Raw genomic sequence first — 17,437 nt, forward strand, 5'->3', positions numbered from 1 at the left:
AGACCGCTGCTGTTTCTGCACGCCGTAGGCGCCTGCCCTGATGAGAAGAAGGACAGTCGCGCTACGGCGTGTCTGTTTCCGCTGTTTCTTTTCGACGCCGGTTCGCGTTACTGCTTGCCGAATTCGTCGCCCATCTCGCGCGCCCGCGCGTCGGCGGCAAGTGCGCCGCGCACGATCGCGTCCTTGATGCCGCTCGCTTCGAACGAGGCGAGTGCTGCCGCGGTCGTGCCGCCTTTGGATGTCACGCGCTCGCGCAGCACGCTCGGCGGCTCGTCGGAATTGGCCGCGAGTTGCGCGGCGCCCGTGAAGGTCGCGACCGCCAGCGCGCGGCCCTGCGCTTCGTCCATACCGAGCTGGCGCGCGGCTTCCTGCAGCGCTTCGATGAAATAGAACACGTAGGCCGGCCCGCTGCCCGAGATCGCGGTGACCGCGTCGATCTTCGCTTCGTCGTCGAACCAGACGGTTTCGCCGACCGCGCCGAGCACCTGTGACGCGAGCGCGCGGCCCGCTTCGTCGACGCTGCCGCTGGCGACGAGACCCGTGACGCCCCTGCCGATCAGCGCCGGCGTGTTCGGCATCACGCGCACGACGCGGTTGTGGCCAGCGAGCCAGCGCGACATGTCGCCGATCCGAATGCCCGCGACGATGCTGAGGACGAGTTGCGACGCGCGCAGATGCGGCGCCAGCGTCCCGGCGACGCTCTTCAGGATCTGCGGCTTCACCGCGAGCACGACCGCGTCGTAGTCGGCGAGCGTGACGTCGGCGGCCGCGCCGGTGCGGATGCCGAATTGCTGCTCGTTGCGCTGGCGCGCGTCTTCGTTCGGATCGACCGCGTACAGGTCCGCGGGCGCGACGCCCCGCTTGATGAGGCCGCCGATCAACGCCGCGGCCATGTTGCCGCCGCCGATAAACGCAATTTTCATGATGGTCCGGGTAGGTTCAGATGAGATGCGGTGAGGGCTTCGCGCAGCCAGGTTCGCGCAAGGCCCGTGGAAATGCTCAGCGCGAGTAATCGCGTGCGCCGAAGATCGCGGTGCCGACGCGCACGATCGTCGCGCCTTCGAGCACGGCTGCTTCGAGATCGGCCGACATGCCCATCGACAGCGTATCGAGCGCGAGCCCGTCGTTACGCAAGCGCTCGAACAGCTCGCGCAATTGGCGATGCGGCGCGCGTTGTTCTGCGAGATCGCCGCCCGGTTCGGGAATCGACATCAGTCCGCGCAGCTTCAGCTTCGGCAGCGCGGCGATCTGCTGCGCGATAGCGGCCGCCTCGGCGATGGCGACGCCACTCTTCGACGCCTCACCGCTGACGTTGACCTGCAGGCACACGTTGAGCGGCGGCAGGTTGTCCGGGCGCTGCTCCGACAGCCGCTGCGCGATCTTCAGCCGATCGACCGAATGTACCCAGTCGAAATGCTCGGCGACGGGCCGCGTTTTGTTCGATTGCAGCGGCCCGATGAAATGCCATTCGAGCGACGCGCGCAGATCGGCAAGTGTCTGGATCTTGTCGAGCGCTTCCTGCACGTAGTTCTCGCCGAATGCGCGCTGACCGGCCGCATGAGCGGCGCGCACGGCATCGGCGGGGAACGTTTTGGAGACCGCGAGCAGCGTCACGGACTGCGTGTCGCGGTGGGCCGCTTGCGCGGCCCTGGCGATGCGCTCGTGCACGTCGGCGAGATTGTGAGGCAGATCGGACATGGAACGAACCGGTGTTCAGCGAAGACGATGCCCCGATTATACGGACAGCATGTGCTCGACCAATTCGATCCAGTGCGCGACCGGCGTCGACGTACCGCTTTGCAGATGCGCGATGCAACCGACGTTCGCTGACACGATCACCTGCGGCTCCTGCGCCTGCAAACGCTCGAGCTTCTGGTCGCGCAGCGCGTACGACATGCGCGGCTGCAGCAGCGAGTAGGTGCCGGCCGAGCCGCAGCACAGATGGCTGTCGGCGGGCAGGCGCACTTCGACGCCGAGCGCGCTGAGCAGTTGCTCGACCTTGCCGCGGATCTGCTGGCCATGCTGCAGCGTGCAGGGTGGATGAAACGCGACCGTGTGTACCGAGCGGCGGCGCGTGATGGCGACGAGCCGTTCTTCGAACTCGGGCAGGATCTCGGAGACGTCGCGCGTCAATTCGACGATGCGGCGCGCCTTCTCGGCATAGTTCGGATCGAGGCGCAGCAGGTGCGCGTATTCCTTGACCGTCGCGCCGCAGCCCGACGCGTTCATCACGATCGCTTCAACGCCCTGTTCGACGTAGGGCCACCATGCGTCGATGTTCGCGCGCAGGTCGTCGAGCGCTTCGTCGTGGTAGCCGAGGTGCAGGCGGATCGCGCCGCAGCAGCCGGCGTCGGGCGCGATCAGCGTTTCGATGCCGAGCGCATCGAACACGCGCGCGGTCGCGATGTTGACGTTCGGCATCATCGACGGTTGCACGCAGCCCGCCAGCATCAGCACCTTGCGTTCGTGTTTTGCGCTCGGCCATTCGAGCGGGTGCTGGCGCGCGGGCACCTTGTCGCGCAGCTTCTTCGGCAGCAGGCCGCGCACGTGCTGACCCAGCCGCATCGCCGGCGTGAAGATCGCGCTGTTCGGCAGCACGCTCGCGAGCAGGCGCCGCATCAGCCGCTGATTGAGCGGACGCGTGACTTTCTCTTCGGTGAGCTTGCGGCCGATTTCGACGAGCCGCCCATATTGCACGCCCGACGGGCAGGTCGATTCGCAATTGCGGCAGGTCAGGCAGCGGTCGAGGTGAACCTGCGTGCTGCGCGTGACCGGCGCGCCTTCGACCATCTGCTTGATCAGATAGATGCGCCCGCGCGGGCCGTCGAGCTCGTCGCCAAGCAGTTGGTAGGTTGGGCAGGTGGCGGTGCAAAAACCGCAATGCACGCATTTGCGCAGGATGGCGTCCGCTTCGTTGCCATCGGGCGTATTACGAATGAAGTCCGCGAGGTTGGTTTGCATCGCGTCGCTCAGAAGTCGGAGTAGAGACGGCCGCGGTTGAAGATGCGGGCCGGGTCGAATGCATGTTTGAGGCCGCGATGGATTTTCATCAGCGGCGCGGGCAGCGGTGTGAATACGCCGGCGCCGCGGTCGTAGCCGTGGCCGCTGCGGAAGATGGTCGCGTGGCCGCCGGCCTGTTTCGCGCTGATGCGCACGGTTTGCGCGTCGGTGTCGGTGATCCACCAGCGCTGGCCGCCGCCCCATTCCATCAGTTGCGCGCCGGGCAGCTGCAGCGGCTCGGTGATCGACGGTAGCGCGAGACGCCACAGCGCGGCCTTCGGTGGAATGCCCGCGAAAAACGAATCGGTCTGTTCGCGCAGGCCGGCCCAGAAGCGTTCAGCTTCGACCGCATCGACGACTTCGCCGCCGAGCCCGGTGCGCGCTGCCTTGACCGCGGCTTCCGCGCCGCCCAGGCGCACCGCGAGCGTGCCGTTGCGCCATGCGCTCGCGGTGATCGGCAGGGGCCGGCCGCCCCATTCGTTGAGCTTGCGTACCGCGTCGGTGCCGTTCATGTCGAACTTCAGCGTGGCTTCGACCTGCGGCCGCGGCAGCACTTTGACCGACAGCTCGAGGATCAGCCCGAGCGTGCCGAGCGAGCCCGCGAGCAGCCGCGACACGTCGTAACCCGCGACGTTCTTGACGACCTGGCCGCCGAAGTGCAGCACCTGCCCCTGGCCGTTCATCACGACGGCGCCGAGCACGAAGTCGCGCGCGGCGCCGACGGCCGGCCTGCGCGGCCCCGAAATGCCAGCGGCGATGCAGCCGCCGAAGGTGGCCTGCGGCCCGAAGTGCGGCGGCTCGAACGGCAGCATCTGGTTGTGCTCGGCGAGCGCGGCTTCGATTTCCAGCAGCGGTGTTCCCGCGCGCGCGGTGATCACGAGCTCGGCCGGATCGTACGCGATGATGCCGCGATAAGCGCGCGTGTCGAGGATCTCACCTTCCAGCGTCTGGCCATACCAGTCTTTGGTGCCGCCGCCGCGGATGCGCAGCGCGCGTCCCTCGGCGCTGGCCGAACGCACGCGTTCGGACCATACGGCGACGATGTCGTCCTCTTCCATGGTGTCCTGCTCGTTGTGTTTCGTTTGATTGTACCGGGCGGCGGCTCGCTGGCAAGCCGGAGCGCACCCGCATGACGGGGCGCGACATCGGTCTGGAGGGGAGGGCGCAAAGCGCCGCGCAGGCCGCGCCAGCATCAGCGCGGGCGCGGCGAACGGTGGATGCGCGCTGCAAACGCCAGCCGCTAGAAGCGCGGCAGCTCGGGATGAGGCAGCAGGCCGCCGCGCACGTGCATCTTGCCGTATTCGGCACAGCGCGCCCGCGTCGGGATGCCCTTGTCGGGGTTCAACAGGCCGGGCGCGTCGAATGCTCGCTTGACCGCGTGGAACGTATCGCGCTCTTCGGGCGAGAACTGCACGCACATCGAATTGATCTTCTCGATGCCGACGCCATGCTCGCCCGTCACCGTGCCGCCCAGCTCGACGCAAGCTTCGAGGATGTCGCAACCGAACAACTCGGCGCGATGCCACTCGTCCTGGTCGTTGCCGTTGAACAGGATCAGCGGGTGCATGTTGCCGTCGCCGGCATGGAATACGTTGATGCAGCGCAACTGGTAGGTCTTCTCCATCTCCTCGATGCGCGCGAGCAGCGGCCCGATACTGCGGCGCGGCACGGTACCGTCCATGCAGTAGTAGTCCGGCGAAATGCGGCCGGCGGCCGGAAACGCGTTCTTGCGCCCGGACCAGAAGCGCAGGCGCTCGGCTTCCGTGCGTGAAATCTGGATACGGGTCGCGCCGTGCTCGCGCAGCACCGCGGTCATGCGCACGATCTCGGCCGCGACTTCCTCGGGCGTGCCGTCCGATTCGCACAGCAGGATCGCCGCCGCGTCGAGGTCGTAGCCGGCGTTGACGAACTCCTCGACCGCGCGCGTGGCGGGCTTGTCCATCATCTCGAGGCCGGCCGGAATGATGCCCGCCGCGATGATGCCCGCAACGGCGTCGCCGCCTTTGACGACGTCGTCGAAGCTGGCCATGATGACCTGCGCGGTTTGCGGCTTCGGGATCAGCTTGACGGTGACCTCGGTGACGATCGCGAACATGCCCTCGCTGCCAATCAGCACCGCGAGCAGATCGAGCCCCGGCGCGTCGGGCGCGAGCGAGCCGAATTCGACGATCTCGCCTTCCATCGTGACCGCGCGCACGCGCAGCACGTTGTGCACGGTGAGGCCGTACTTCAGACAATGCACGCCGCCCGAATTCTCTGACACGTTGCCACCGATCGTGCAGGCAATCTGCGACGACGGATCCGGCGCATAGTAAAGACCATACGGCGCCGCGGCTTCGGAGATCGCCAGATTGCGCACGCCCGGCTGCACGGTCGCGATGCGCGCGTACGAGTCGACTTCGACGATCTTGCGAAAGCGCGCGAGCGATACCACCACGCCGTGCCGAATCGGCATCGCGCCGCCGGACAGCCCGGTGCCCGCGCCGCGCGGCACGATGGGCACCTCGAGGCGATGGCAGATCTGCACGATGCGCTGCACCTGCGATTCGGTTTCCGGCAACACGACCGCAAGCGGCAGACGCCGGTACGCGGCGAGTCCGTCGCATTCGTACGCGACGGTGTCTTCTTCGCGATACAGCAGACAGTGGGTCGGCAACACGGCCATCAGCGCCTGCACGACTTCGCGCTGACGCTGCGCGAGGACTTCGGCCGACAGTTCAGCGGGTGCATTCATGTGAGTTGTCTCCTCGTGGCTTGCGCCGGTCCGGCTTGCTGGTTCGAGCCGGCCGTTTCGTGCTGCCTGTTTCGTGCTGCCTGCTTCGCATCACTTGCGTGTTCAGCTTGGCGCGGTCGCCGCCGGGCGTGTCAGCGGTTTGCCGCGGCCGGCATGCGCAGTGTCGATCAGGCCGCCGCCCAAGCGAAAATCTTGCCCGGGTTCATCAGATTGCGAGGGTCTAGCGCGCGCTTGATGGAGCGCATCGTGTCGACCGCGACGTCGCCGTGCTCCTCGAGCAGAAAGCCCATCTTGTGCAGGCCGATGCCATGCTCGCCGGTGCAGGTGCCGTCCATCCGCAGCGCGCGCTGCACGATGCGATGGTTCAGGCGCTCGGCTTCCTCGAGCTCTTCGGGCTTGTCCGGATCGATCAGGATCGCGACGTGGAAGTTTCCGTCGCCGACATGGCCGACGATCGGGCAGGGCAGCGGCGACGCCAACAGATCCTGCTCCGTTTCGACCACACACTCCGCGAGACGCGAGATCGGCACGCAGACGTCGGTGGTGACCGCGCGCGAGCCGGGCTTCAGTTGCAGCATCGCGAAATAGGCGTTGTGACGCGCGTTCCACAGACGGCTGCGGTCTTCGGGGCGCGTCGCCCATTCGAAGCCTTCACCGGCATTCTGTGCGGCGATTTCCTGCACGAGTCCGGCCTGTTCCTTGACGCCGGCCTCGGTGCCGTGAAATTCGAAGAACAATGTGGGCGCTTCGCGCAGTGTCAGATTCGAATGGCGATTGATCGAGCGGATCGCAAGTGAATCGACGAACTCGACACGCGCGATCGGCACGCCGATCTGGATCGTCTCGATGACCGCGCGCACCGCATCGCCCATCGACGGGAACGTGCACACCGCGGCCGACACCGCCTCCGGCTGCGGATAGAGGCGCAGCGTGATTTCGGTAATCACGCCGAGCGTGCCTTCCGAGCCGACGAACAGGCGCGTGAGGTCGTACCCCGCCGACGATTTGCGCGCGCGCGAGCCGGTCTTGATCACGCGGCCATCGGCGAGCACGACCGTCAGGCCGAGCACGTTCTCGCGCATCGTGCCGTAGCGCACGGCGTTGGTACCCGACGCGCGGGTTGCCGACATCCCGCCGATGCTCGCGTCCGCGCCGGGGTCGATCGGGAAGAACAGGCCGGTGTCGCGCAGCGCTTCGTTCAGTTGCTTGCGCGAGATGCCGGGCTCGACGGTGACGGTCAGGTCTTCGGCGTTGATCGACAACACCCGGTTCATTTCCGACAGATCGATCGACACGCCGCCTTGCACGGCAAGCAGATGTCCTTCGAGCGACGAGCCATTGCCGTACGGAATGATCGGCACGTCGTACTGGCCGCACAGCTTGACGGCGGTTTGCACGTCTTCGCTTGTACGCGCGAACACGACGGCGTCAGGCAGTTGCGGATCGAACGGTGATTCGTCGCGGCCGTGGTGCGCACGCACGGCTTCGGCAACGGAAACCCGATCGCCGAAAGCGGCTTTGAGCCGGTTCAGCAATTCGGCGGGAAACGGCCGGCGTAGCGGCGCCGGCGGCACGGGATGGTTCACGCATGTCTCCTGTGTCGACCGGAGTTAGCGCTGCAGCGCTTACTCCGGTCCCATGAAAGTTTCTTTAGATAACGGTCTGTTTGCAGCAAGTGTTTCATTTTACGCCGTTCGCCCGCCAGGCAGCGCTGGGACGGCTTCCGCTCATATAATGGCGGCGATTTCGCGATGCGTGCAATATGGACAAACCAGCTGGCAGCATCGTCACTAATACATGGGAGACGTCATGGGCAATCGCCTCAGCAAGATCGTTACTCGCACCGGCGACGACGGCACCACCGGTCTCGGCGACGGCCGCCGCGTGCGCAAGGACAGCGCGCGAATCGCCGCGATTGGCGACGTCGACGAACTCAATTCGAATCTCGGCGTGCTGTTGTGCGAGAACCTGCCCGAGAACGTACGCGCGGCGCTGGTCGCAATCCAGCACGACCTGTTCGATCTGGGCGGCGAGCTGTGCATTCCCGGCCACACGATGATTGCCGAACAGCATCTCGCGCAGCTCGACGGCTGGCTCGCCGACTACAACGCCACGCTGCCGCCGCTGAAGGAATTCATTCTGCCGGGCGGTTCGCGCGCGGCCGCGCTCGCGCATGTGTGCCGTACCGTTTGCCGCCGCGCGGAGCGGGCGATCGTCGCGCTTGGCGAACACGAGGCGCTGAACGCGGCGCCACGTCAGTACGTGAACCGGCTGTCCGATCTGCTGTTCGTGCTGGCGCGCGTGCTCAATCGCGCGGACGGCGGCACCGACGTGCTGTGGCAGCACGATCGCGGCGCGCCTTGAATGGCGACGCACATGTGCGCATGGACACGCACGGTGCGTCGCACGAGCCGAGGCTCAACCGACGGCGAGCGTGACCGGCTTGCCGATGCGGCTCAGCATTTCCACGAGCGTGTCGATCGTGAACTTGGTGGTTTTCTTGTTGACGACGTCGGACACGCGCGGGCGCGACACCATCAGGATTTCGGCCGCCTCGGCCTGCTTCAGATGATGCTGTTCGATCCACGTGGACAGCTCGGTCATCAGCTGTTCCTTGAGCAGCCGCGTGTCGTTGATCTGCTTTTGCGACGCCGCGTGAAGGCGCTTCGCTTCATCGGCGGAAAAACCGAGTTCGAGGAACACGTTCGCGCCGGCTCGCGTTACGTGACGAATGTTGGTGTCGATCGTCATGGCTGGGTGGTCCTGTAATGGGTGATGGCGCGGTAGCGCGTTTCGGCAATTCTTCTGTCGTGCGGTCCGAGCCTCTGCGTTTTCTTCTGAAAGCAATGCAGCACGTACAGCGCTTCGGCGTATTTCGTGACGTACATCACGCGAAAAATGCCGTCCTCGTCTCTGATACGAATTTCGCGCGTTCCCGCGCCGATAGACTCGAACGGTTTCCAGTCGTCAGGGTCGAGTCCTGACTGAATCTTGTGAAGCTGAAACCCTGCGAGACGACGCGCTTCGTTGGGAAAAGCGAGCAAATCACGGTAGCTGGAGCCTAACCAGCGAATTTCTTTTTCCTGCTCCATCGCCACCTCATGTATAAAATCTTATACGCATTCTCCAGCCTGGTCAAGCGTGTAAGCGACCAGGCAACGAGCTATGACGATATCGAGGCAGCAGGCTGAGTACCATTCGTCCGAATGGCCAATAAAAAAACCCGGTTCGATATTGAACCGGGTTTCTTCTACGGACTGCCGACAAGCCCCCGCAGTGGCGGCGGGGCAGGTGTTCAGTTGCCGCTGCCGCGCGCGACGCGGCGCTGCCTGACCGCTTCGGCAAGGCCTTCGAGCACCGCGACGCTTTCGTCCCAGCCGATACACGCATCGGTAATGCTCTGGCCGTACGTGAGCTCGCAGCCTTCCTGCAGATCCTGGCGACCCGCGACGAGGTGCGACTCCACCATCACGCCGACGATCCGCTCGTCACCCGCGGCGATCTGACGGCCGATGTCCGCGCACACCGGAATCTGATTTTCGTGCTTCTTCGAACTGTTCGCGTGGCTCGCATCGATCATCAGACGCGCGGCGAGACCCGCCTTGCCGATGTCCGCGCAGGCCGCGTTGACGTTGTCGGCGTCGTAGTTCGGCGTTTTGCCGCCGCGCAGAATCACGTGGCAGTCCTCGTTGCCCGCGGTCGATACGATCGCCGAGTGGCCGCCCTTCGTGACCGACAGGAAATGGTGCGGCTGCGAGGCGGCCTTGATCGCGTCGACGGCGATCTTCACGTTGCCGTCCGTGCCGTTCTTGAAGCCGACCGGGCACGACAGTCCCGAAGCCAGCTCCCGGTGCACCTGCGATTCGGTCGTGCGCGCGCCGATGGCACCCCAGGAGATCAGATCCGCGATGTACTGCGGGCTGATCATGTCGAGGTACTCGGTGCCGGCCGGCAGGCCTAGTTCGTTGATGCGCAGAAGCAGCTCGCGCGCGGTGCGCAGACCTTCGTTGATCTTGAAGCTGTTGTCCATATGCGGGTCGTTGATGAGACCCTTCCAGCCCACCGTCGTACGCGGCTTTTCGAAGTACACGCGCATCACGACTTCGAGTTCGCCGGCAAAGCGCTTGCGCTGCTCGATCAGACGCCCCGCGTATTCGATCGCGGCCTTCGGATCGTGAATCGAGCACGGGCCGATCACGACGATCAGACGATCGTCCATGCCGTGCAGAATGCGATGCATCGCGGTGCGCGAGTCGTAGATCACGTTGGAAACCGTCTCGTCGCAGGCAAATTCGCGGATCAGGTGAGCGGGCGGCGTGAGTTCCTTCAATTCGCGAATGCGGACATCATCGGTATTGTGCGGGGGCATGTTGTTCTCCTGAATCGGTTCGTAGCGTGTTCGCGCGGGCAACGGGGCGATCAGTCAGTGATCAAACAGCGAGGCCAGAGCGGACGACGATCAAAAAATGGTCAACGACAAAATGTCAGTCAGGTATCGAAAAGCGTGAGACGAAAAAAAACCGCCAGGCTAGCTGGCGGTTTTTCGGGAATTCTCGGTGTCCTGCGTGCACTAACACCCCTCTCGATCCGCCAGCGGTCTGAGATACCAAAAAAAGTAAAAATAAAACTTGGCGGACATGGCGAAGTGAATGCGTCGCTGGTCAAAAAGGGTGAGTGAGTTTATAACCCGATACAGGCTCGGCTGACAAGCTGGGGCGTCGAAAAATGCGGAAAACCCGCACGCTTCGCGCCTTGCGTGCGCGAAGCGTGCATCCGTGACGAAATCAGGCCGTGCCGCCGACCGTCATCCGCTCGATGCGCAGCGTCGGTTGACCGACGCCCACCGGCACGCTCTGGCCTTCCTTGCCGCACACGCCCACGCCCGAATCGAGCTTCATGTCGTTGCCGATCATCGTGACGTACTTCAGCGATTCCGGTCCGCTGCCGATCAGCGTCGCGCCCTTGACCGGATACGTGATCTTGCCGTTCTCGATCATGTACGCCTCGGAGGCCGAGAACACGAATTTGCCGTTCGTGATGTCGACCTGACCGCCGCCGAAGTTCACCGCATACAGGCCGTTCTTCACGGACGCGAGGATTTCTTGCGGGTCCTTGTCGCCGTTCAGCATGTACGTGTTGGTCATGCGCGGCATCGGCAGCGCCGCGTACGATTCGCGCCGTGCGTTGCCGGTGACCGGCATCTTCATCAGACGCGCGTTCAGGGTGTCCTGGATGTAGCCCTTCAGGATGCCGTCCTCGATCAGCGTCGTGCACTGGGTCGGATTGCCTTCGTCGTCGATATTGAGCGAGCCGCGACGATTCGGCAGCGTGCCGTCGTCGACCACGGTGACGCCCTTCGCGGCGACCTGCTCGCCGATGCGTCCCGCGAATGCCGACGACCCTTTGCGGTTGAAGTCGCCCTCGAGCCCGTGGCCGATCGCCTCGTGCAGCAGCACGCCGGGCCAGCCCGGCCCGAGCACGACGGTCATCGCGCCGGCCGGCGCCGGACGCGCGTCGAGATTGACGAGAGCGGCGTGCACGGCGTCGTCGACATAGCGCGACAGCACTTCATCGGTGAAATAGCCGTAGTCGAAACGCCCGCCGCCGCCGCCGCTGCCGATTTCGCGGCGGCCGTTCTGCTCGGCGATCACCGTCACCGAGACACGCACGAGCGGCCGGATGTCGGCCGCGAAGCCGCCGTCGCTGCGCGCGACCAGCACCACGTCGTATTCGCCGGCGAGGCCCGCCATCACCTGCTGGATGCGCGGGTCGCGGCCGCGCGCCATCTGCTCGATGCGCTCGAGCAGCTTGACCTTGGCGGTGGCGTCGAGCGAATGCAGCGGGTCGGACGGCAGGTACAGATCGCGCCCGGCGATGCCGGTCAGCGACGATGCCACCTGGATCTTCTGCTTGCCGCCGCCTGCCTTGGCGATCGCGCGCGTGGCGATGGCCGCCTGGCGGATCGCTTCGGGCGACAGGTCGTCCGAGTAGGCGAACGCGGTGCGCTCGCCCGACACGGCGCGCACGCCGACACCCTGATCGATGCTGAAGCTGCCCGACTTCACGATGCCTTCCTCGAGACTCCACGCTTCGCTGCGGGTGGTCTGGAAGTACAGGTCCGCGTAGTCGACGCGGTGCGTGAAGATTTCGGCGAGCGTGCGCGTGAGCAGCGATTCGTCGAGACCATAGGGCGTGAGGAGGATGTCCTTGGCGGCGGCGAGATTACGGATACCGGGTTCGATGATGTTCATGCGAAGTATGTTCTGCTCGATACGAAGGGGTCGGGGAGCGCCTGCGTCGCTATATGCGTGGCAGGCGCCGCAGTTTCAATGTCGGTTTCAGGTCAGCACGCGATGACGCCATGCCGGCAGGCTTTGCCGCACTTCGTCGATGCGCGCGCGTTCGAGGTTGCCCGCGACCACGCCGGCGCCCTCGTCGCGCACCGCGACGATCTCGCCCCACGGGTCGATCAGCATGCTGTGGCCCCAGGTGCGGCGGCCGTTTTCATGTTTGCCGCCTTGCGCCGCGGCGAGCACGTAGCACTGGTTTTCGATCGCGCGAGTGCGCAGCAGCAGCTCCCAATGCGCGCGGCCGGTCGTGTAGGTAAACGCCGACGGCACCACGATCAGCGCGCAGTCGCCCATGCGCCGGTACAGCTCGGGAAAGCGCAGATCGTAGCAGACCGACAGGCCGACCCGGCCGAATGGCGCCTCGAAGCTTTGCACCGAGGTGCCGGGTCGAATCGTGCGCGCTTCGTCGAACGATTCTTCGCCCTTTTCGAAGTTGAACAGGTGGATCTTGTCGTAGCGCGCGGCCTCGTTGCCGTTCGGGTCGAACACCAGCGTCGTGTTCAGTACGCGCGACGGCTCCGGTGCGTTCAGCGGCAGGGTGCCGCCGATCACCCAGATCTGGTGGCGGCGCGCGGCGTCGGCGAGAAAGCGTTGGATCGGGCCGTCCTGATGTGGCTCGCGCACGGCGAGCTTGTCGGTGTCCTTGAAGCCCATGAAACAGAAATACTCGGGGAGCAGCACGAGTTGCGCGCCGTCGGCGGCGGCTTCGGCGATCAGGCGCTCTGCGTCGGCGAGATTGCGATCGCGATCCGGCGAGCTGACCATCTGCAGCGCGGCGACCCGGAAGGGGCTGGCTACAAGGCCGCTGGACGTTGCGGCGGATGCGGATGAAGTGACGTGTGTTTCGCTCATGAGCGTGTCGAAAGACTCCCGGCGGGCGGCGGTGTGAAGCGCGGGCGCCGCATGCATGGTTCTGGGCTGGCTCGGCCCCGTTGGCGCATTGAGTCGATAGAGCGGCACGAGCGGCCGCGTGGTTCGAGACGGCGGCGCCAGGGAAACCGGAGCTCAGTGCGCTTCCACGGTCGAAGCCGGAGCGTCAATCTTACCCCGTTCGCCCGTCACCCGCTCGACGTGCGGTTTCGACCACGAGCCGGTGATCGCGTAGTCGCGCGCGAATACGTGCGACACCCCATGCGTGAACGCGATATCGGCGATCAGCGCGCCGAGGCCGATCAGCGGATTGATGACCGTCGCGGCGATCACCGCGGAGCCGGCGCTGACGGTCGGCACTACGTGCAGGTGCAGGTCCTGGCTCTTCTGCGCGATGTCGACCGAGCCCACCATCTCGGCGCGGGCCGGCGCGGTCACCATCCTGAAGTTGTCGGTGCGGGCGATGCCGTCATGAATCTGCGCGGTACCCGTCACGCTCGAGAACGGCAGGCCCTCGCCGATCACATCGTGGAAATTGAGTGTGGCGATGCGCGCGAGGCTTTGCAGGCTCAGCACGCCGAGCAGCGTCGCGACGCCCGGATCGACCTTCAGGATCTGACCGTGGCGTAGATCCAGCGCGAGGTTGCCGTTCAGCGTCGAATAGTCGATCGTGGTCGGGCCGCCCTGCCACACGGCCTTGCCCTGAATCGAGCCGGTGCCGCCCCTGAGCGTCCTCGGCAGACCGAAGCGCTCGAGCATCGCGCCGGCATCCTTGATGTCGAGCTTGAAATCGAATACGGTGCGGCGCGGCATGGCTTCGTCGGCCGAGGTGGGCAGTTCGGTCGAGGTACGCCAGTTCGCGGTCGCGGTCAGCGTCGCGGTGGGGTTCGTCACGTCGAGCTTGTCGAGCTGCCAGACCGGCACGCCGTTTTCTTCGAAGTTGTGCGCGTCGACCTCGAGCCGGCCGACGTTGCGATCGTGCACGATCAGCTCGTCGACGACCAGATCGATCGACGGCATGTTCAGCGCGGGCGCCGACATCGCCGGACCGAGCAGGTCCTTGTCCGCGACCGACGGAATCACGACGCGCGCGAAGCGCGCCTGCAGTTCGCCCGGCGATTCGCGGGTCGCTCCCGGCAGCCACGACACGTGGCCTGACACCTGATTCGACGCGATGTTCGCCTGCCACGTGCGGTCCGCGTGCGACGCGCCGACGATCACGTTGTCCCAGTGACGCTTGAGCAGCGTAAGCATGTCGATGTGCAGCGCGAAGCGGTTCGGCAGGAACTGCGTGAGCATGGGATTCGGCACGGCCGTAGGCGCGGCCGCGGGTGTGGCCGCGCTGCTGGCGGTATTGCCGCCGTTCGCAGCGCCGTTCACGCCATTCGCCCCGCCCGCGCTCACACCCGCGCGCAGCTGCGCGGCGAGCGCGCGCCAGGCGTCGGCATCGATCTCCTTGATGTCCGCCGCGGCGACCACGCCCTCGGACGGCAGGTCGACCGGCCGGTTCACGCCGATCGCGCCGCGCACGACGGTCGGTGACGTACGCGGCTGCGCGTTCGGCCGATAGCGCAGCAGATACGCGGCGGCGACCGGCCCCAACGTCAGGTCGGCGCGTTCGAGGCCGGCTTCGCCCGGCAGCGTCGACGGATTGACCGAGAAGTGCAGCGGCATCGGCGTGCCGGCAGTCTTTTTGAACGGCGCTGGAAAATCGAGCCCGAGGCCGCTCAGATCAGAGTTGGCGCTGACCTCCGGCAGGCGGCCCTTCGCGCCGGTGACGCGCAATGCATAAGGCGCGCTGCCGCTCATATGCGTGAGCACCTGTGCGGCCGGGCCATGCAGATGCAGTTCGCGCGCGGCATCGACGGCGATGTGGCCGTTGAGCGCGAGCGCGTACGTGCCGTCTTGCCGCAAGCCGCCGTTCGCATGCACGTCACCGCCGAGGAACTGGCCGGAGAGCCGCTCGACCTCGGCCGTGCGTTCGGTGAAGCGCACCCGGCCGTTCAGCTGCGACAGCGACGGCGCATTGCTCACGCTCAGGCGATTGTTCTGGAAGCCGAGCGCACCTTCCACGCCGATATGCGGCTTCGGCGTACGCGGGATCGTCAGCTTCAGCGCGAGCGACGCGGGCCCTTCCGCGCGAATCTTTTCGGTCTGGTGCCGCGCCATGATGCCGAGCGAGCTGCCGTTCACGTAGTCGAGCATATCGGCGAGCGGGCCGCGGCCGTTGCCCTCTATGGTGAGGTTCGAGCCTTTGGTGCCGAGGTCGTCGATGCGGCCGTTCACGCCGGTCAGCGCGACGCGCTTGTAACGGCCGCGGTCGATGTCGAAGCGCAGCACGTTCTGCCTGAGCTCGAACACGCCGTCGATGCCGTCGAGCGGCGGCCAAACGTTTGGCGTGCCGTTGCGCATGTTGCGCGGCGGGAACGGCGTCGGATCGAACTTGCCGCCGGTGAACGGCGCGACGATGTGGAAGATGCCGGCGTCGGGGTCGCGCGCGTAGGGGAACTTGGTCAGGTCGCCGTGCACTTCGATCGTGCCGCCACGCGACACGCCAGCCTGCAAGCCGTGGCCGAGGTAAATGCGCAGCTTTTCGCTGACCGCGGTCGGCAGATAGCGGGCGATGTGCGTCACCTGCGCGCGCTGGAAGTCGGCTTTCAGGTCGAGCGAGCCGCGGCCGTGGCCGGGATTGCTGTAGCTCGCAGTCGCGCTCGCCTCGACGTCAGGGTTCGATACGCTGAAATCGTTGAGCTTGAGCGCGAACGCGGGACGCGTGTCGCCCGGTGCCTTCGTGCCCATCGTCCAGTCGGCGCGGCCGTGCAGACGCGCAAGCGTGAGACGCGGATCGTCGAACACGCCCGGCAGCGTGATCGCCACGTTGGTCGTATCGAAGTTCGCGTGGCCGCCTTTTTCATCGGCGTCGACGTTGCCCCACAGGTTTTCGATGCCGGGAACGCCGGCGCGCGGGTGGCCGCGCGGCGTCAGGCCCGGCCCCGGCTCCTGGGCGGCAAAGCTGATGCCCTGCAAATCGCCCTTGAAGCGATAACGCTCGATCGGTTCAGCACCCGTCGGCCGATGGTCGCTACCCACTTCTCCGGATTCCGGCTTGCCGCGCTCGAGCTCGATCACGTAGTTCGCGACGCGCCCGCGCGGATTGATGCGCACGAGTTCATTGAGAAAGTGCCGCGGCAGCGGCAGCGCGCGGCTGAATTCGGCGAGGATGCCGAGATCGACGCGATCGCCGCTGACGCTCAAAAGCTGCCCATGCTGCTGCGAGGCCATCCGATAGCGGCTGTCGAGGGTCCGGAAGCGCAGGATGCGCGCGAGCGGCGTGCCGTCTTCGAGCGGCGGCTGGCCGAGCTCGGCACGCAGGTCCGACAGCTGCAGCCGGTACTCGCCTTCGTTTGCCTCGACGCGCCACAGAAAGTGGGTGATCGGCACGAGCAGCCTTGGCTGGGTCGGGCGCACGCGCATCGCGACGTCGTAACCGCTCAACTGGCCGGTCGCCTGGGTCATGCGGCCTTCGCTGAAGTCGATCCAGATTGCATTGTCGATGCGGCCGGCGAACGTCTCGATCGGGAACTGGATGTAGCGCGCGAGCGTCGGCAGATCGACCGGACCCGTCGACATGTACACCTGCCCGCTCCAGTTGATCGGCTTGCCGAGCGCCGAGAGCGGCGCGTGGCGGAAGTGCGTGCGGAAGTCGAGCGGGCCTTTCAGCACCTGGCCGTCGGGTGGCGCCTGCAGCGCCATGCGGTGGTCGCGGCCGTCATTGAGGATCGCGATGCGGATGTCGCGCAGCGCCAGTTCGGGTTCGTTGCGCGTCGCGTCGCGCCAGCGCAGCACGCCGCCGCGCACGACGATCGCCTGCTGACGCAACAACCAGGTGGACAGCGCGTCGTTGCCGCTGTGGCGCGTCGGCACCGGCACGCCCGCGACCGACAGCACGCCGTCCTCGCTGCGCGACACCAGCACGTCCGGCTGATCGACGATCAGGCTCGACAGCGCCAGATGAAACTCCCACAGCGAGCGCCAGGACAACGACGCGGTGGCGTGCGGAATCGTCAGCGCGGGTTGGCCGTCGTGATCGCGGATGACGAGATTCGTGACATCGAGCCCTGGCTGGAAGCCGCTCCAGTGCGGCGCGAGCCGGCCGATCGTGAATTGGGTGCGCAGCTTGTCGGAGACCGCGGCTTCGATGCGCGGCCGGAACATGTCGGCGCGCGGCAGCACCACGTAGCGCAAACCCAGAAACAGTCCGCCCGCGATGAAATAGAGGACGAGCGCGAGCGCGGCGAGCACGCGCAACGTCCGACGCAGCACGATGTGGTCGCTTCCGCTCACATGCCGGACCTGCGGTGGGGTTTGCGGGTCGGCGGATTCGTTTCGCTCGGACATGCTGCGGCGGCTGGGCGTATGGTAGTTTTGCGTGTTAACGACGAAATGTATCACACGGGAAAGCGTCGGCGGACCTCCTGCAAAC

General features: G+C 66.0%; 13 protein-coding genes. 1 reads left to right on the forward strand and 12 read right to left on the reverse strand.

Annotated features, from left to right (window positions below):
- Positions 1-107 precede the first annotated feature (107 nt).
- The 6 genes from proC to OKW37_RS06805 form a co-directional block, all read right to left on the reverse strand.
- The gene (gene proC / locus OKW37_RS06780) at positions 108-923 is read right to left on the reverse strand and encodes a pyrroline-5-carboxylate reductase (protein WP_429407391.1); all 816 of its coding nucleotides are present in this window, start codon (positions 921-923) and stop codon (positions 108-110) included.
- Between the two features lie 76 nt (positions 924-999).
- Complete coding sequence (locus OKW37_RS06785) at positions 1,000-1,698, reverse strand: YggS family pyridoxal phosphate-dependent enzyme (protein WP_429407389.1); 699 nt, start codon at positions 1,696-1,698, stop codon at positions 1,000-1,002.
- A 36-nt stretch (positions 1,699-1,734) separates the two neighbouring features.
- Positions 1,735-2,961, reverse strand: a complete 1,227-nt coding sequence (gene glcF / locus OKW37_RS06790; RefSeq protein WP_184062304.1) for a glycolate oxidase subunit GlcF — start codon at positions 2,959-2,961, stop codon at positions 1,735-1,737.
- Between the two features lie 8 nt (positions 2,962-2,969).
- A complete protein-coding gene (gene glcE / locus OKW37_RS06795; RefSeq protein ID WP_090803095.1) occupies positions 2,970-4,058 on the reverse strand; it encodes a glycolate oxidase subunit GlcE in 1,089 nt (362 codons plus the stop codon).
- A gap of 182 nt (positions 4,059-4,240) precedes the next feature.
- Positions 4,241-5,734, reverse strand: a complete 1,494-nt coding sequence (locus tag OKW37_RS06800) for an FAD-linked oxidase C-terminal domain-containing protein (RefSeq protein ID WP_090803097.1) — start codon at positions 5,732-5,734, stop codon at positions 4,241-4,243.
- 167 nt (positions 5,735-5,901) lie between these two features.
- Entirely contained in the window at positions 5,902-7,320 is a 1,419-nt protein-coding gene (locus OKW37_RS06805; RefSeq protein WP_429356615.1) for an FAD-linked oxidase C-terminal domain-containing protein, read from the reverse strand.
- A 223-nt stretch (positions 7,321-7,543) separates the two neighbouring features.
- Here OKW37_RS06805 and OKW37_RS06810 point away from each other — a divergent pair, with 223 nt between their 5' ends.
- The gene (locus OKW37_RS06810; protein WP_429407386.1) at positions 7,544-8,098 is read left to right on the forward strand and encodes a cob(I)yrinic acid a,c-diamide adenosyltransferase; all 555 of its coding nucleotides are present in this window, start codon (positions 7,544-7,546) and stop codon (positions 8,096-8,098) included.
- Between the two features lie 54 nt (positions 8,099-8,152).
- Here the strand turns inward: OKW37_RS06810 and OKW37_RS06815 are convergent, their stop codons facing one another.
- The 6 genes from OKW37_RS06815 to OKW37_RS06840 form a co-directional block, all read right to left on the reverse strand.
- Positions 8,153-8,485, reverse strand: coding sequence for a helix-turn-helix domain-containing protein (locus OKW37_RS06815; RefSeq protein ID WP_090803102.1), 333 nt, complete (start codon positions 8,483-8,485; stop codon positions 8,153-8,155).
- Positions 8,482-8,826 (reverse strand): type II toxin-antitoxin system RelE/ParE family toxin, encoded by a 345-nt coding sequence (locus tag OKW37_RS06820; protein ID WP_184055553.1) that lies wholly within the window; start codon positions 8,824-8,826, stop codon positions 8,482-8,484. Before OKW37_RS06820 ends, OKW37_RS06815 begins: the two co-directional genes overlap by 4 nt.
- 203 nt (positions 8,827-9,029) lie before the next feature.
- Positions 9,030-10,103 (reverse strand): 3-deoxy-7-phosphoheptulonate synthase AroG, encoded by a 1,074-nt coding sequence (gene aroG, locus OKW37_RS06825; protein ID WP_090805593.1) that lies wholly within the window; start codon positions 10,101-10,103, stop codon positions 9,030-9,032.
- Between the two features lie 415 nt (positions 10,104-10,518).
- Positions 10,519-11,985 carry a metalloprotease TldD gene (tldD, locus tag OKW37_RS06830; RefSeq protein WP_090803105.1) on the reverse strand — a complete coding sequence of 489 codons (1,467 nt, stop codon included), beginning with the start codon at positions 11,983-11,985 and terminating at the stop codon, positions 10,519-10,521.
- An 87-nt stretch (positions 11,986-12,072) separates the two neighbouring features.
- Positions 12,073-12,936, reverse strand: coding sequence for a carbon-nitrogen hydrolase family protein (locus tag OKW37_RS06835; RefSeq protein ID WP_184062298.1), 864 nt, complete (start codon positions 12,934-12,936; stop codon positions 12,073-12,075).
- Positions 12,937-13,089: 153 nt separating this feature from the next.
- Positions 13,090-17,352: a YhdP family protein gene (locus OKW37_RS06840; RefSeq protein WP_429407384.1), complete on the reverse strand. Its 4,263-nt coding sequence runs from the start codon at positions 17,350-17,352 to the stop codon at positions 13,090-13,092.
- Positions 17,353-17,437: the final 85 nt, after the last annotated feature.

This window comes from Paraburkholderia sp. MM5482-R2, assembly GCF_050436125.1.
GTDB classification, from domain to species: Bacteria; Pseudomonadota; Gammaproteobacteria; order Burkholderiales; family Burkholderiaceae; genus Paraburkholderia; species Paraburkholderia tuberum.

Coding starts and splice junctions, on each gene's coding strand:
- OKW37_RS06835 (WP_184062298.1), bottom strand. CDS start 12,936: ATGAGCGAAACACACGTCACTTCATCCGCATCCGCCGCAACGTCCAGC.
- tldD (WP_090803105.1), bottom strand. CDS start 11,985: ATGAACATCATCGAACCCGGTATCCGTAATCTCGCCGCCGCCAAGGAC.
- proC (WP_429407391.1), bottom strand. CDS start 923: ATGAAAATTGCGTTTATCGGCGGCGGCAACATGGCCGCGGCGTTGATC.
- aroG (WP_090805593.1), bottom strand. CDS start 10,103: ATGCCCCCGCACAATACCGATGATGTCCGCATTCGCGAATTGAAGGAA.
- OKW37_RS06810 (WP_429407386.1), top strand. CDS start 7,544: ATGGGCAATCGCCTCAGCAAGATCGTTACTCGCACCGGCGACGACGGC.
- glcF (WP_184062304.1), bottom strand. CDS start 2,961: ATGCAAACCAACCTCGCGGACTTCATTCGTAATACGCCCGATGGCAAC.
- OKW37_RS06785 (WP_429407389.1), bottom strand. CDS start 1,698: ATGTCCGATCTGCCTCACAATCTCGCCGACGTGCACGAGCGCATCGCC.
- OKW37_RS06820 (WP_184055553.1), bottom strand. CDS start 8,826: ATGGAGCAGGAAAAAGAAATTCGCTGGTTAGGCTCCAGCTACCGTGAT.
- OKW37_RS06800 (WP_090803097.1), bottom strand. CDS start 5,734: ATGAATGCACCCGCTGAACTGTCGGCCGAAGTCCTCGCGCAGCGTCAG.
- glcE (WP_090803095.1), bottom strand. CDS start 4,058: ATGGAAGAGGACGACATCGTCGCCGTATGGTCCGAACGCGTGCGTTCG.
- OKW37_RS06815 (WP_090803102.1), bottom strand. CDS start 8,485: ATGACGATCGACACCAACATTCGTCACGTAACGCGAGCCGGCGCGAAC.
- OKW37_RS06840 (WP_429407384.1), bottom strand. CDS start 17,352: ATGTCCGAGCGAAACGAATCCGCCGACCCGCAAACCCCACCGCAGGTC.